Here is a 14,276-nt window from a genome sequence, read left to right as displayed (position 1 = left end):
GGCCGACTCGGCGCTACGCCGCAGCGGAGACCGCCTTCTTGCGGGGGCGCGGCGCGCGGGTCGCCCCGGCCGCGCCGGCGCCGGACGGCTTCGTGGGCGTGGCGCTCGCGGGCGGGGTGGATACGGCGCGGACCAGCGCGGCGGCGATGGCCGCCGTCATCCTTGCGGTCGGCAGGCGCGGCGTGAACGCGAGCACGCGCTCGCCGGGGCGCCGGCCGCGCGAGGAGCGGCCGCTCTTCGCGACCCCCTCGACGGCGCGCTCGCACGGAGAGCCGGGGGCGACGCGCAGCAGGACCTCGGGCAGCCCGATGGCGCCGCCGGCGCCGGGCGCGTAGACGACGCCGACCTCGAGCGCGACGAAGCCGGGGAGCGCCGCGCGCGGCGAGAGGCCGAGCCGGAGCTCGTCGGCGTCGGGGCTGCCGTCCGGGATGCGGAGGCGGCCGACGACGCGGAGCTCCTGCGCCGCAGCCGCGGCGCCGGCGGGGGCCTTCCGCAAGCGCCGCACGCGCCGCGCGACGTCGCGCAGGAACGCGACCGGCCGCGCCGCCGGATCGGCGGGGAGCTCGGCGAGCCGGCCGGTGCAGAAGATCGCGAGCAGCGCCGTCGCGTCGAGCGCGAGCAGGTGGGCGTGGTACGGCGAGGCCGCCGCCACGGCGTGGACGCCCGCGCCGAGCGCGGCGAGCAGCGCGACGAGCAGCGCCTTGCCGGCGCGCGTCGAGACGTCGAGGTAGACGCCGCGCACCCGCGGCGCCTCCCGGAACGCCTCGGCCTCCGCGATGGGGAGCCACTTGCCAGGGCGCCGCAAGGTCGCGGCGGCGCGCTCCGGGCGGGGCGTGCGGTGCGCGGCGAGCGCGGTCGCCGCGGCCACGAGCGCGGCGCCCGGCGTGCCGTCCCTGAGCAGGAGCTCCAGGGCGACGCCCGCGACGAGCGCGAGCCCCGCGAGCGCGGCGCGCGGCGCGAGCGGGATCGGGACGAGGGGCCGCGGCGCGACGCCCGCGGCGCGGGCGAGGCGCTCGTGCTCGCGCGCCTTGAGCGCGACGAGGGCGCTGTAGAGCGCGAAGAGGACCACGCCGGCGGCCACGTAGAGGGTGCGGCTGCGATCGGGGCTGCCGGCCGCGGCGTCCGAGATGCGGCCGAGCGTGTCGGCCCCGGGCTTCGCCGCGGCGGGCTCGGGCTGGAAGGCGCGCGCGTCGGCGCGGACCGCCCACCGGATCGGCTCGGCCTTGGGGGCGTACGGGCGGAGCAGCTCCAGCTCGTCCTTGTCGAGCGCGCGGCGGAGCGTGGAGAGCGTCGTCGGCGCCGGGAGCGCGTCGGGGGACGCCGCCTCGTCGGCCCGCGCCTCGTCGACGCGCGGCTCGTCGGGCGCGGCCGGCAGCGCGACGGTGAGCCGCGCCGAGTCGTAGCCGTCGTCCCAGACGGGGCCGCTCCAGGAGACGCGGGAGCTCGGGCCGTCCTGCCGGATGAGCCCGCGCTTCATGAGGTCCGTGCGGTAGCGGAAGAAGAGCACGAACACCCCGCGGCTCAGCCCCTTGCCGTCGAAGCGGGCCCGCATCGCCGCCGGGCGGCGCGTGCCGTCCTCGCGCGGCCGGGGGTCGGGCGGCAGGAGCTCGATCGCGACCGGCGTCGCGGACGCGAGCGAGCCCGCCTCCGCGGCCTTGAAGGGCACGGCGTAGCTGCCCTCGTCGAGCTGGGCGTCCGGGTCGACGCCCTGGATGTCGAGCGCGCGGAGCGGCCCGCCCGAGATCTTCAGCGTGACCTTGTGCTCGACCGTGGCGGCGCCGGCCCGATCGATCGACAGCCGCACGTCGTCGCCGGCGACGTGCACCTCGACCCACGCGCGCGCGGGGAGGGCGAACGCGATCGACAGGAGCGCCGCCAGGAACGGGAGCAGCAGCGCCGGCCCGGGGCGGCGGGCGATGCGAGAGGGCATGGTCCAGGAGTCCCACGGCGCCGCGCGCGGGGCCAAGTTCCAGGGACGCCGCCGGCCGTGCGGGGGGTCGATCCGCGCGCCGCGCGCCGCGCGCGAGAGGTCCGCCGCCGGTCGCCTTTCCCGTGGCAGGCGCCGCGCTCACCCGCCGGGCCGGCGCCGCGTGCGGGCAGGCTGGAGCCACGAACAGGCGAGGGCGTCGATCAGAAGACGACGCCGAGCGAGAGCGACCCCATGAGCTTGATCTTCCCCGCCTTCTCGTAGAAGGAATACTGGTAGGGGCCCGCGGTGATCGTCACGGGATCGGCGAGCGCCACGCCGATCCCGAAGCCTCCCGACATGGCGAATCCGCCGTCTCGGCTGAGCACGTTCGTGCTCCCCACCATGCCGCCGAGGACGACGCTGCTCACATCGCCGCGGCCCTCGAGCCGCCCGGGAGGGGTGATGACCGCCTCGAACGACTCGTAGCCGATGCGCCCTTTCACCCAGAAGCCCCGCAGCGCCTTGCCTTCGACGTAGACACCGACGTCCGCTGCGAGCGCGTAGCCGGTCGTGTCGAGCGACGCATCCTCGAGCGAGCCCCAGATCCACGACGGCGCGATCCCGATGGTGAGCGGCCCGATGACGGCGACCTCGCCCTCGAAGGTCATCCTTCCGAACAGGAGATCCAGGGCGTTGTAGCGGACCGACCAGCGGCAGCAGGTGGACTCGGGGGGCTTCGGGGGCGGTGGGGGCCCGGCCGGCAAGGCGTAGCCCGGACCGTAGCCGGGCGGCTGTTGAGGATAGCCCTGCTGAGGGTAACCTTGCTGGGGGTAGCCCTGCTGAGGATATCCCTGTTGAGGATACCCCTGCTGCTGAGGGTAGCCCTGCTGAGGGTAGCCTTGCTGGGGATATCCCTGCTGCTGAGGATATCCCTGCTGCTGAGGATATCCCTGCTGCTGAGGATATCCCTGCTGCTGAGGATATCCCTGCTGCTGAGGATATCCCTGCTGCTGAGGATATCCCTGCTGCTGAGGGTAGCCTTGCTGCTGAGGATACCCCTGCTGCTGAGGGTAGCCTTGCTGCTGAGGATACCCCTGCTGCTGAGGGTAACCTTGCTGAGGATACCCTTGCTGCTGAGGATACCCGGACGGCGTCTGGGCAGCTCCGCCGGGCTGCGCCTGGCCCTGCGGGAGCGGCTGAGCGTTCTGTTGCGCTGTCGCCGCTGGCGCGAGGAGGAGCGAGCCGAGGCCGAGAAGGAGGCCGCAAGCTGCCGGGTGGAGAGCTGCCCTGGAGGAGGGCGCGCGCGCGGGGCCCCGACCCGTGGTGAAAGCGCAATCCATGGCGGTGGACTGTACCGAATCCCGAGCACGCCGGCTACACGTGCGCCGCGAACCGTCGCTGCGCTCGCGCGCGCGATCTCCAGCCTGTAATCTCCGTGCCGATGCCGCCAGTCCCCGAAGTCGTCGCCGTCACAGAACTCGCGCCCGGAAGCGCCGCCTCGAGCGGAGCCGCGGCCGTGCCGGCCGTCGATCCGCGCGCCGCGCGCAGCGCCGAGACCCCCTCGGCCGAGCTCGATCGTGCGCTATCCGAGCTGGGCGACGCCGCGCTCGGGTTCGCTCGCATGCCGGCCCTCGAGAAGGCCTTCCTGCTCCGCTCGTCGCTCCCCGGCCTGCTCGCCGCCGCGCGCGCCGAGGTCGAGATGGTTTGCGCCGACAGGGGCCTCGATCCCGGCTCGGCGGCGAGCGGCGAGGCGTGGCTCGCCGGGCCTTGCGTCACGCTCTCGCAGGTGCGCCGCCTCGCCGAGGCGCTCGAGGAGATCGCCGCGCGCGGACGCCCCCGGCTCGGCCGTGGGGCGGTGCGCGCCCGCGCGGACGGCCGGATCGAGGTGGAGGTGTTCCCGGCGCGCCTGAAGGACACCGCCCTGCACGGGCCCCTCCGCGCGCGCGCGCTGATGCAGCCCGGGGCGACGCGCGAGAGCGTGCGGCAAGAGCAGGCGCGCTTCTACCAGCAGCGCGACCCCGAGGGGGGCGTCGCGCTGGTGCTCGGCGCGGGCGACGTCGCCGGCGTCCCCCTCCGGGATGCGCTGCACGAGCTCTTCGTCGAGGGGCGCGTCGTGGCGCTCGCGATGAGCCCGCGGAGCGCGCCCCTCGGCGCGGTGGTCGAGCGCGCCCTCGCGCCGCTCGTCTCGCGCGGGCTCCTCCGCTTCGTCTACGGCGGCGCCGATGCGGGCGCCTACCTCGCGGCCCACCCCGCCGTCTCGGAGATCCACGTCACGGGCACGGCGGCCGCGCACGACGCGCTCGTCTGGGGGCCGCCGGGCCCGCTGCAGGCGCGCCGGCGGGCCTCGGGAGAGCGGCTGCTGGACAAGCCCGTCTCCTCCACGCTCGGCGGCGCCAGCCCGGTCCTCGTGATGCCGTGGCTCTACGGCGGCGACGAGCTCTGGTTCCAGGCGAGGTGCCTCGCGAGCCAGGTCGTCAGCGGAGCGTACGGCAGCCACGCTGCGAGCGTCCTCGTGCTGCCCCGGGGCTTCGCGCAGCGGCCGCTGCTCTTCCGGATGCTGCGCCGCGCGCTCGCCGCCATTCCGCCGCGGCGCGCCGCCCACCCGGAGGCCGAGGCGCGGTACGCCGCGCTCACGGCCGGGCGCGCGCCGATCGAGCCCGAGCGCCTCGAGGCTTCCGCTGACGTGCCGCTGCCGTGCGGTGTCGCGCGCATCGGCGCGCCAGGGCCGAGCGAGCTCCCCTGGACGCTGATCGCCGGGCTCGCCGCGTCGGACGCCGCCGAGCCGCTGTTCTCGGCCGAGCCGGTCGGGGGCGTGCTCTCCGTCGTCGAGGTCGGCTCGAGCGATCCGGTGGAGTTCCTCGAGGCGGCGACCCGCTTCTGCAACGACCAGCTCAGGGGCAGCCTCGGCGCGACGATCCTTGTGCACCCGATGAGCGAGGAGGACCCCGCCGTCGGGGCCGCGCTCGACCGCGCGCTGCTCGATCTCCGGTACGGCGTCATCGCGGTGAACCAGGCGCCCGCCGCCGTGCACGCGGCCGTCGTCCCGCCCTGGGGAGGCCACCCGGGCTCGACGCTCGCCGACATCCAGAGCGGGCTCGGCTTCGTGCACAACACGGCGATGCTCGCGCAGGTCGAGAAGACGATCCTGCGCGCGCCGCTCACCACCTTCCCGCGGCCGCCCGGCTTCTACGATCACCGGCGCTCCCACGTCGTCGGGGAGAGGCTCGCGGCCTGCGCGGCGGATCCGCGGTGGGGGAGCGTCGCGCGCGTCGTGGCGGCCGCGCTGCGGGGCTGATCCGGCGTCGCGCCCCCACCGCGATCTCGTTGCGTTCCCGTCTCGATTCCGCCGCGATGACGCGGCGATCAGGACGGGAGCGACGAGCGGAACTCCTTCACCTTCTCCACGATCTCGCGCAGCGCGTTCCGCGAGGCCTCGGAGACGTCCTCGGCCAGCTTCTCGGCGTCGAGGAGCTTGGGTTCCAGCTTGTCCCAGGCGTCCTTCGCGTCCATGCCGGCAAGGTGGAGCCTGACGCGGATCTCGTCGCGCAGGGTCTGGAGCGACGACAGGCTCTTGTTCAGATCGCTCTTCAGTTCGGACGTGATGTTGCTCATTCTTGTCCTCCCGTTTCTACGAGGTGTTGATTGCTCCTCCTCCGCCGGTGATGCATTGGCCGCGCCAGTTGGCGCGCTTCGACGCACCGCGCGACGTTCGCGCGCCCCGACTGGATCCGAGCCCATCCATACTGGGCGCAGCCGCCGCGCGACCTTCTCTCGATGTGTGGCGAAAGCGCCCAAGGACGTGCGTTTTGCCCCACCTCGGACGCGAGCGCGCGTTCGGGCTCTCAGGCAAGCTGCTTCTGCGCGCAGACGATGCCGTCATGATCGGCATAGACGAGCTCGCCAGGAACCCACGTGACCCCGGCGAACGTCACGGCGACGTCGCGGTCCCCCGCGCCCTTCTTGGCGCTCTTCCTCGGGTGCGTCGCGAGGGCCTTCACGCCGATCGGGATGCGGGCGATCGCCTCCGCATCACGGATGCAGCCGTGGACGATCACACCGGCCCAGCCGTTCTGATGGGCCATGGCGGCGATGTTGTCTCCGAGGAGCGCGCAGCGGAGGGAGCCGCCTCCATCCACGACCAGCACCCGCCCCTGGCCGGGCTCCTCGAGCGCCTTGCGGACGAGCACGTTGTCCTCATGCACCTTCACGGTGGTGATGCGCCCGTGAAACAGCCGAGCTCCGCCGTAATCCCGGAAGATCGGATCGGCGACCAGGACGTCCGGGTGCTCATCGCATAGATCCGTGGTTCTGATCTCTGAGCTCATGAAGACCCCCTGTCCCTTTTCATAGGTTGTCGCCCGCCGGATTCAACCGCTCATCCGCCGCCGGTCACGAGGGCTCGTGGCGCTCGCCATCCTTGGCGGTGGGGAGGGAGGCGCCGCTCTTGCGCTTGCCCGCGCCGGCGAACGCCGCCGAGTCGATGCCATGCCGGGCGAGCCACCGGCGCAGCTGGTTCCTGTGCATCCCGAGCGAGCGCGCCGCGCGCGTGACGTTCCCCTGCTCGCGCCGCAGCGCCGTCTCGATGGCGAGCCGCCGCATCTCCGGCGGCGCCGGCGTGCGCCTCGCGACCTCCGTGATGTCGAGGCCCGCGGACGGCGCGAGATCCGCCACCTCCACGGCGGTGCGCCCGGCCGCGAGCGCCGCGAGGCCCGCCTGCCGCACCTCGCAGAGCAGCTCCCGCACGTTGCCCGGCCACGCGCGCAGCGCGCAGCACTCCAGGAAGCTGGCGCCCGGCGCGAGCCGCGCGCCGGTGCGCCTGAGCTCCGCCGCCGCCAGCCAGGGGAGCTCCTCGAGACGCTCTGTCAGCGACGGGATCCTCACCTCGGGCCGGCCGATCCGGTAATAGAGGTCGTCCCGGAACCGGCGCGCCGCGACCTCGGCCTGGAGATCCTTCAACGTGGCCGCGCACAGGCGGAACTCCACCTTGCGCGGGCGCGTGTCGCCGAGCGCGACCACCTCCCGGGTCTCGAGGACGCGGAGCAGCTTGGGCTGAACCGACGGATCGAGCTCCGCGACCTCGTCGAGGAACAACGTGCCGCCGTGAGCCGCCTGGACATAGCCCTCGGCGTCGGCGGTCGCGTCCGAGTAGGCCCCGCGCCGCGCCCCGAAGAACAGCCGCTCCGCGAGGCCCTCCGGGATCGCGGCGCAGTTCACGGCGACGAAGGGGCCGCCCCGCCCCGTCGCCGCGTGATAGGCGCGCGCCGCGAGCTCCTTGCCCGAGCCGCTCGGCCCGGTGAGCAGCAAGGTATCCCCGCGCATCCCCGCGCGGTGGATCGCCTCGCGGACCTGCCGGAGCGTGGGGCCGACCAGCCCGTCCTCGTGCTCCAGGACCCCGCCGCGCTGGAACGGCTCGATGTCCGCGGTGAAGCGCAGCAGCGTGCTCCCGAGCCGGATCACGCGCGGGAGCGACGAGAAGACCTGATCCTCGATCTGCGCTCCATCGACGAAGGTGCCGTTCCTGCTGCCGAGATCGGTGATCCGGAGACCGTCGCCCGACAGCGCGATGCGGGCGTGCCGGCGCGACACCTGCTCGTCCTCGACGACGACCGTGTCGTCCGCCGCTGCGCGGCCCAGCACGACCGCGCCGCCCTCGAGCGGGATCGGCGCGCAGGCAGGCTGGCCGCGGGCGAAGATGACCACCAGGCCAGGCGTCGCCCCCTCCGGCGACGCCGACGGCTCGGTGTCGGACGCCCTGATCGTCGACTGATCGTCGGCACCCACACCTTACGCATACATGATCCCACGCCGGCCCTGAAGGTTCTCACGTGTCGGACGGTGTGGTCGAAAAAATCTACCGAGACACGATGCCTGCGTGTCTCTCGCCGTGGGTGTGCCGCTGCTCGTCGTGGGCGTGCCTCTGGCCGAGGCGCTCAGTACCGCGGCACCGAGGGGTCGACATCTTGCGACCACGCATCGATTCCGCCCTGGAGGTTGTAAAGGTTCCTGTAGCCCTTCGCGAGGTAATGCTCGGCGGCCGCCTGGCTGCGGCCGCCGTGGTGGCAGTGGAAGACGATCCGCGCGTCCTTCGCGAGCGTCTCCAGGTGCCGCTGCCCTGCCTGGTCGAGGTGACGGGCCCCCTCGATCCTGGCGATCTTGCGCTCCTGCTCGGTCCGGACGTCGAACAGCTCGATCGCCTCGCCGCCGTCCATCAAGGCCTTGAGCGCGGCCGACGAGATCTGTTTGACCTTCGGCGGCTCGTTCGGGCTCTCCAGCTTGAAGCCGCCGCCGGAGGGGCCCTCGACGAAGTCGATCGACAGCCCCTCGGCGCGCCGCGCGCTCGCGCGGTCGAGCAGGAACACCGCCCCGCCCGCCTGGGCTTCGATGTCGCCTGCCTGCCGCGGTCCAAAATAAAGACCGTAGTTGTAGGACGGGTCGATCTCGATGTGGACGAAGTCGGCCTCGGACTCCTTCGCGGCCGCGAACGCTGCGAGCGCCGCCGTGGTCACGCGGAGCGTGGGCGGCGCCTGCCCCTCGCCATGCGCGAGCCCGAGCGCCTTCACGAGCTCCCCGGTCGCGTGCAGCTCCTTCACGATGTCGCAGCCGCCGATGAACTCGCCGCGGATGTAGAGCTGCGGGATCGTGGGCCAGCTCGAGAACTCCTTGATGCCGTCGCGCAGGGCGGGATCCGAGAGGACGTCCACCGTCTGGTACTCGGGGAGGTGCTCGTCGAGGATGCTCACCACCGCGGCGGAGAACCCGCACTGCGGCGTGGTGCGCGTTCCCTTCATGAACAGGACGACATCGCTCTCGCGGATGATGGTGGTGATCCTGGCCCGTATGGGCTCGCTGAGGCTCATGTGCTTGCTCTCCCTCCGCGGCGGTGGCGGTGCGGTCGACTCCAGCGCGCGTCCGCGGGCCTCTCGCTAGCATGAGCAAAGCACGGCAGCGAGGGCCTCCAGCCGGGCTCGCTCGCGTCGACCGAGGGCGGAGCGAGCGACTCCCTGCGCGCTCAGCGGCCGAACAGGAGCCCCAGGACCGCCGCGATCGCGGCGAGTGTCGCGATGAGGGCCGGCGCGCCGAGCCCGGCGCCGAGCACACCGAAGCGCCCGCCGCTCGCGCTCGGGGGGCGCGCGAGCGCGTCCGACGGGGGCGGCGTGACGCGGTGCACGCCCGGCGACGCCGCGCTGTCTTCGCGGAGCTCGACGAGGAGCTGATCGAGCGGGGCGAGCTCGCCGAACGGGCGCACGAGGCGGAGCGTCACGCCGCCGCTGAGATCGGGGGGGAGCCGGAGCCGCAGCGTCCTCGCGGCGACCTCCGTCGGGGCGCGGTGGGCGCCGCTCCGGGCGCAGCTGTCGCAGCCGCCGCCGTCGCAGCGGGCGCAGGTGACGCGGGCGGGCACGGCGACCTCGATGTCCGCGCCGTCGCGCGCCCACGCCGCCGGGACGGCGATCGCGAGGCGGCCTCGCGAGCCATCCGAGGCGTCGAGGCCTTCGCGGTCGATCAGCTGCGCGAGCTCGGCTCTGCCCATGGACCTTGTGTGCCGCACCCGGGCCCCGGCGCCAAGCGCGGGCGTCGGGCGGGACCCGCCGCCGCGCTCCCGCCCGCCCTCTCCGCCGGGTGCGGGAGCCCTCGCGGCCGCGCGGCCGGCGCTCATGAATGCGCGTCGCGCGGCTCGCCGCGGCGCGCGCCGCCGTCCGCCGGCGCCCGGCCGGCGCGCAGGACGCCCACCGCCGAGAGCAGACACGCGATGGCGAGCAGCAACCCGCCGAGCGACCCGGGCCGCGTGCTCTCCTTCAGCCCCACGATGAGCACGCGCGCGAGCTCGCCGTCCGGCACCTTCGCCGGGTCGGACAGGGCGCTGAACACCGCGCCGAGGTCGATCCACGTCGCGTGGATCGTCGCGACCAGCGTCGTCAGCCCCATGGCCGCGACGAACCCGAGCTTTCCGGGCTCCGGCCGCCGGGCGAACTGCAGCCCCGCGCCGACAGTGACCATCCCGAAGACCAGGATAGGCCACATCCCCCAGCCGCCCTCGACGAAGAAATCGAACATCGGTGTCTCCCTCTCGTCTGCTCTTCTCTGCCTGCCGCGTGTCGTCGTCGCCGCCGCCGTGTGCGCCGGCTTCACGAGCCCCAACGCGGCGCCGCGGATCCCGTGACAGGAAAACTTCCTTGTCACGCCCGCGGCGCTCGCGCGTTATGTCGGCGTGGAGAGGGAGGGCGCAGCAGCTCCGTCCGACGCCGAGCTCGCGGCTCGCCTGAGGCGCCGCGATCCGCGCGCCTTCGACGCGCTCTACGCGCGCTATAACGCCCGGATCTTCAGCTTCCTCGTGCGCCTCTCCGGCCGGCGCGACGTCGCCGAGGACCTGTTCCAGGACACCTGGCTCGCCGTCGCGCGCCACGCCGGCCGGCTCGCCGAGGACACGGATCTCGCCGCGTGGCTGTTCACGATCGCCAGGAACCGCTACCGGAGCCACCGCCGCTCCGCCTTGCTCGACCTCGCCCGCGCCGCGCTGTTCTCCCGCGAGCCCGCGCCGGCCGCGCCCGAGCCCGAGGGCGCGGCGGACGCCCGAGCCGACGTGGCGGCGCTGGACGCGGCGCTCCGCGAACTCGCGGCGGTGCACCGCGAGGTGTTGCTCCTCGGGGCCGTCGAGGGGCTCGACTCGGCGCAGGTCGCCCTGGTGCTCGGCATCCGCGAGGACGCCGCGCGCAAGCGCCTGTCGCGCGCCCGCGCCGAGCTTGCGGCCCACCTCGAAAGGCGAAATGCTGAGCGGCCCCGGCGGGGATCGACGACCCCGATCTCCGCCGCGGACGCGACGGACGCTGTGGATGGACACGCGCGGAGAGGTTCTCGATGAAGCCGTTCTCAGGAGAGGATCCGCTGGCGAGGGGCCTCGCCGATCTGCCGCAGGTCGCCCCGCTCGATCCGGCCCGGGCCGACGCGGTCCGGCGCCTCGCCCGCGCCGCGCTGGTGGAGACGGAGCGCCCTTCGCCGAGCGCGCGGCTCTCGCTCGCCTGGTCGGCGGTGATCCTGCCCGGGCTCCTGCTGACCTCGGGCTGCGTGTACGTGTGGGATTCGGTGCAGAAGATCGGGCAGATCTACGGGGGAGGGTAGCGGCCGGGCGGCGCCTTCGCCGCGCTGCCCGTGACGAGCCGCGCGCGGCGAAGGGGCGGCGCGCGCATCAGTCGCCGAGGTCGACGACCTCGAGCCCGTTGTACCAGAGCGCGCAGAGCGCGGTGTCGCCGGAGACCGTCACCTGCGAGACATACGACGAGAGCTCGCCCTTCGTTTCGAGCGTCAGCTCGTCGAGGTCGGCCGCGTCGAGCACCGAGAGCGCGGGCGGGCTGTAGCCGGCGAGGAGGAGGCGCGTCCCGTCCACGGCGCGCGGCCAGCCGGCGTCGGGGGCCGAGAGCTCCTGCATCGCGACATCGATGCTGCCTTCCACGAGCCCGCTGGCCACGAGGATCCCGGACGAGTACGCGCCCCCGCCCGCCACGTCGCCCACGCCGTAGTACCCGGACATGTACATGAACACGCGGTCATCGCCCACGAACACCTGGTCCACGCGGGTGTCGTCGTCGAGCGTGTGCTCGTCCCGGAGGCGCGCGCTCGCGCTGCCGACGTCGAGCAGCTTGAGGGTGTGGCGCGTCCCGCGGCAGACGCCGGGCCCCTCATAATTCTCCTGGTTCGCCGGCACGAATTCAGCGGTGTAGCTGAACGCGCTGTAGCACTCCTGGTATTTCGCGACCTGGATCTCGACCGCCTCGTAGTCGACCGTGAGCGCGCGGCCCGACGCGCCATCGAAGGCGAGCAGCGAGCCGGGCACATTGACCGACGTCCGCACGACCGGCGAGGAGGGATCGGCCACATCGATGCGGTCGAGGTAGAAGCGCGCCCTGGAGGGGTCGTTCGGCAGCGGCACCCAGTGCGACGTCAGCACGGTGGTGCCGTCGACCTGCAGGCCCGTGTAGCCGCCGCCGTCGGGCAGGGGCAGCGAGCGGTGCGTCGGGCTCGACGGGTTCGAGAGGTCGATGATCTCGAGCGACGGATCGCGGGGCTGCGGCTGCGCGCTGCCGTCCTCGTAGTAGTAGTACTCTTCCTGGACATTGCGGAGCACGAGCGTGCTCCCTGCCTGGACCACGGCGCTGCCGGCGGAGACGATCCTGCCGTAGTACCCGTAATAGTAGAGCGCGTTGCTGTTGAACGGCAGATCGCGCTGGCTCGCGATCCGGGGGGCTTGGGGGTTCGTGAGGTCGATGACGGCGAGGCTCGTCTTCGTCGAGTCCGCGTACGAGGGCCAGAGCAGGTAGGCGTATTGCCCGTGCGCGAAGAGCTGCGCGCTGGAGAGGCCGGATCCATAGCAGTCGTCCGTCGATCCGGCGGCCAGCGCCGCGAGGTCGAGCTTCCCGATCGGCTCGGCGCGCCCCGGCTCCGCGGCGTACACGACATCGAGCTCTGCGGCCTGCGTCCACCAGTCCGCGCCCATGCGGACCACGAGATCTCCGGTGGCCACCGTGTTGCTGACGACCGTCGCCAGGGCCAGGTCGGCGGCCTCGACCGGAGCGTCGCGATCATCGATGTTGAACGTCCCGACCTCCTGGTCGGAGACGGCGAAGAGCCGCGTGTCATGGACGAACGCGCGGCGCGCCTGGCCGCGCGCCGGGGCGGAGCCGCGCTTCGTGAGCGTGTCGGCCGTGAAATCGATCAGCTGGACGCCGCTCTTGTACGAGCCGCAGCCCTTGCCCTCGGCGATGTCCCAGCCGCTGTACGGCACGAGGAGGGTGCCGAGATCGTCGAGGATGGTGAAGGCCTTGTGGATCCGGTCCTGGTCCTCGGCGAAGCTCGCCCAGTCGCCGCCGAAATGGACGCGCTTCAGCATCGTGGGCTTCGCGAGATCGGAGACGTCGAAGAGGGAGACGTGGAGCGAGCCGTCGGTGGCGGCGTTGTCGAAGCCGAGGGCGAGCAGCCGGTCGCCGCGCGGCTCCATGTGGTAGACCCAGCCGGGCATCTCGAGCTCGCCGACCTGGGCGGGGTGCTCCGGGTCGCTGAGGTCGATGGTGAAGAGCGGGTCGGTCTGCTCCGCCGTGATCGCGTAGGCGCGGTCGCCGTCGAAGCGGACGGAGCGCAGCGTCTCGGGCTTGGGCAGGGTGAGCTCGGTGAAGCCGAGGGGCGTGAGCTCTTGCGAGGACGCGACGGTGAAGGTCTGGACGCCGGGCAGCGCGTTGGTCCGCCAGATGCCGGGCTGGCTGACGACGCGGAGGACGCCCTCGTGCTCGTCCATCTGCCAGCGGCTCTGGATCTGGCCGACGGCCTCGACGCTCGCGCCCTCGACGAGCGCGCCGCCGGGGTCGGAGATGTCGACGACCTGGATGGTGGAGTGCCCCTCGTCGGTGCCGTCCCACTCGATGCCGGCGATGTACATGCGGTCCTGGGTGACGCTCACGCTGCGCTGCCACCCGTAGTCGTTGGGGTCGTCGTCGTAGCTCAGCTGATCGACCACGGCGATATGGGCTGGGTCGCCGACGGCCAGGGAGGTGACCGTGGTGTTCCGCGATTCCTTGCACCCCCAGCAACCGCCGTCCTCGAACGTGACGGTATAGAGCACGTCGCCGACGATGCGCGAGTCGGAGATGGCGCCCGGCAGGTCGAACGAGCCGATCTGCTCGATATCCGCCGGGTCGGAGACGTCGAGCGCCTCGATGTGGCTCGATTGCTCATAGGAGTACTGGCCGGTGGCCGCGTCGTAGATGTATTGAGTCCACGACGAGAACATCGCGTAGACGACCCCGTCGCGCAGGTACATCTCGAAGGGGATCCCGCTCGCCCGGTAGCGCCCGACGAGGTTCAGCCGGTCGCGCCGGGAGATGTCGATGATGCTGAGCCCCGAATACTGCGAGAGCGCGTAGAGCTTGCCGTCCTTGACCTGGATGATGTCGGCCTCGGTGATCGCGCGCTCGGCGTCGCCATCGGCCGGGGGCGCGGTCGGGGCGCCGTCGCCGCCGGTGGCCGCTGCGACGCCGCCACCATCCTCGGCCGTATCTCTTCCACCGCCGGCCCTCGGGTTGTCAGAGATGAAATCGGTCGAGCCGGTTTCGGAGGAAGGCCCCGTCGAGCCGTTCCCGCAGCCGGTGAGTCCGGCCGAGGCCGCCGCCGTCGCGAGGACGAGCCAGCCGGCGTAAGTTCTGGACAGGAAGGTCATTGTTCACCTCGTTGAGGACGAGACTCAGGGCGTCATGTCTGCGCCGGTGCGCGTGCACTGTTCAGGTCCCGTGCCCGGCGCACTTAGCAAGCCGTGGGCCATGCAGAACCCCACGAAAAAGCCAAGGAATTTGCGTGTATTCCCGCGGCTTGTGCCAGAGTGTGCGAC

At 72.9% G+C, this 14,276-nt stretch carries 13 protein-coding genes; 4 read left to right on the top strand and 9 right to left on the bottom strand.

Features of this window, described 5'->3' with window-relative positions:
- Window positions 1–13: 13 nt before the first annotated feature.
- Window positions 14–1,930 carry a hypothetical protein gene (locus WMF14_RS35070; RefSeq protein ID WP_437793286.1) on the bottom strand — a complete coding sequence of 639 codons (1,917 nt, stop codon included), beginning with the start codon at window positions 1,928–1,930 and terminating at the stop codon, window positions 14–16.
- 200 nt (window positions 1,931–2,130) lie between these two features.
- Window positions 2,131–2,673 carry a hypothetical protein gene (locus WMF14_RS35065; protein WP_272095417.1) on the bottom strand — a complete coding sequence of 181 codons (543 nt, stop codon included), beginning with the start codon at window positions 2,671–2,673 and terminating at the stop codon, window positions 2,131–2,133.
- Window positions 2,674–2,703: 30 nt separating this feature from the next.
- Between WMF14_RS35065 and WMF14_RS35060 the strand changes: the two genes are divergently transcribed.
- Window positions 2,704–3,339, top strand: a complete 636-nt coding sequence (locus WMF14_RS35060) for a hypothetical protein (RefSeq protein ID WP_437793284.1) — start codon at window positions 2,704–2,706, stop codon at window positions 3,337–3,339.
- 86 nt (window positions 3,340–3,425) lie between these two features.
- The gene (locus tag WMF14_RS35055) at window positions 3,426–5,204 is read left to right on the top strand and encodes a hypothetical protein (RefSeq protein WP_437793283.1); all 1,779 of its coding nucleotides are present in this window, start codon (window positions 3,426–3,428) and stop codon (window positions 5,202–5,204) included.
- Between the two features lie 68 nt (window positions 5,205–5,272).
- Here WMF14_RS35055 and WMF14_RS35050 read toward each other — a convergent pair whose 3' ends face one another.
- The 6 genes from WMF14_RS35050 to WMF14_RS35025 form a co-directional block, all read right to left on the bottom strand.
- Window positions 5,273–5,521 (bottom strand): hypothetical protein, encoded by a 249-nt coding sequence (locus tag WMF14_RS35050; protein WP_272095413.1) that lies wholly within the window; start codon window positions 5,519–5,521, stop codon window positions 5,273–5,275.
- A gap of 230 nt (window positions 5,522–5,751) precedes the next feature.
- A complete protein-coding gene (gene rraA, locus WMF14_RS35045) occupies window positions 5,752–6,234 on the bottom strand; it encodes a ribonuclease E activity regulator RraA (RefSeq protein ID WP_437324342.1) in 483 nt (160 codons plus the stop codon).
- Window positions 6,235–6,298: 64 nt separating this feature from the next.
- On the bottom strand, window positions 6,299–7,690 hold the full coding sequence (locus WMF14_RS35040; RefSeq protein WP_437793282.1) for a sigma 54-interacting transcriptional regulator: 1,392 nt from the start codon (window positions 7,688–7,690) through the stop codon (window positions 6,299–6,301).
- Window positions 7,691–7,839: 149 nt separating this feature from the next.
- Complete coding sequence (grxD, locus tag WMF14_RS35035; RefSeq protein ID WP_437793280.1) at window positions 7,840–8,766, bottom strand: Grx4 family monothiol glutaredoxin; 927 nt, start codon at window positions 8,764–8,766, stop codon at window positions 7,840–7,842.
- Between the two features lie 152 nt (window positions 8,767–8,918).
- The gene (locus WMF14_RS35030; protein ID WP_437793278.1) at window positions 8,919–9,437 is read right to left on the bottom strand and encodes a hypothetical protein; all 519 of its coding nucleotides are present in this window, start codon (window positions 9,435–9,437) and stop codon (window positions 8,919–8,921) included.
- A 122-nt stretch (window positions 9,438–9,559) separates the two neighbouring features.
- Window positions 9,560–9,961, bottom strand: coding sequence for a hypothetical protein (locus WMF14_RS35025; protein ID WP_437793276.1), 402 nt, complete (start codon window positions 9,959–9,961; stop codon window positions 9,560–9,562).
- Window positions 9,962–10,115: 154 nt separating this feature from the next.
- Between WMF14_RS35025 and WMF14_RS35020 the strand changes: the two genes are divergently transcribed.
- Together WMF14_RS35020 and WMF14_RS35015 are read left to right on the top strand one after the other, a co-directional pair.
- Window positions 10,116–10,766, top strand: coding sequence for an RNA polymerase sigma factor (locus tag WMF14_RS35020; RefSeq protein ID WP_437793274.1), 651 nt, complete (start codon window positions 10,116–10,118; stop codon window positions 10,764–10,766).
- Complete coding sequence (locus WMF14_RS35015) at window positions 10,763–11,023, top strand: hypothetical protein (protein WP_437793273.1); 261 nt, start codon at window positions 10,763–10,765, stop codon at window positions 11,021–11,023. The genes WMF14_RS35020 and WMF14_RS35015 overlap by 4 nt, the downstream gene beginning before the upstream one ends.
- A gap of 67 nt (window positions 11,024–11,090) precedes the next feature.
- Here WMF14_RS35015 and WMF14_RS35010 read toward each other — a convergent pair whose 3' ends face one another.
- Window positions 11,091–14,108 (bottom strand): beta-propeller domain-containing protein, encoded by a 3,018-nt coding sequence (locus WMF14_RS35010; RefSeq protein WP_437793271.1) that lies wholly within the window; start codon window positions 14,106–14,108, stop codon window positions 11,091–11,093.
- Window positions 14,109–14,276 lie beyond the last annotated feature (168 nt).

The organism is Sorangium sp. So ce693 (assembly GCF_051521375.1).
GTDB lineage: Bacteria > Myxococcota_A > Polyangia > Polyangiales > Polyangiaceae > Sorangium > Sorangium atrum.
Note: the sequence above shows the minus strand (reverse complement) of the source record. Positions and strands in the feature narration are given on the sequence as shown.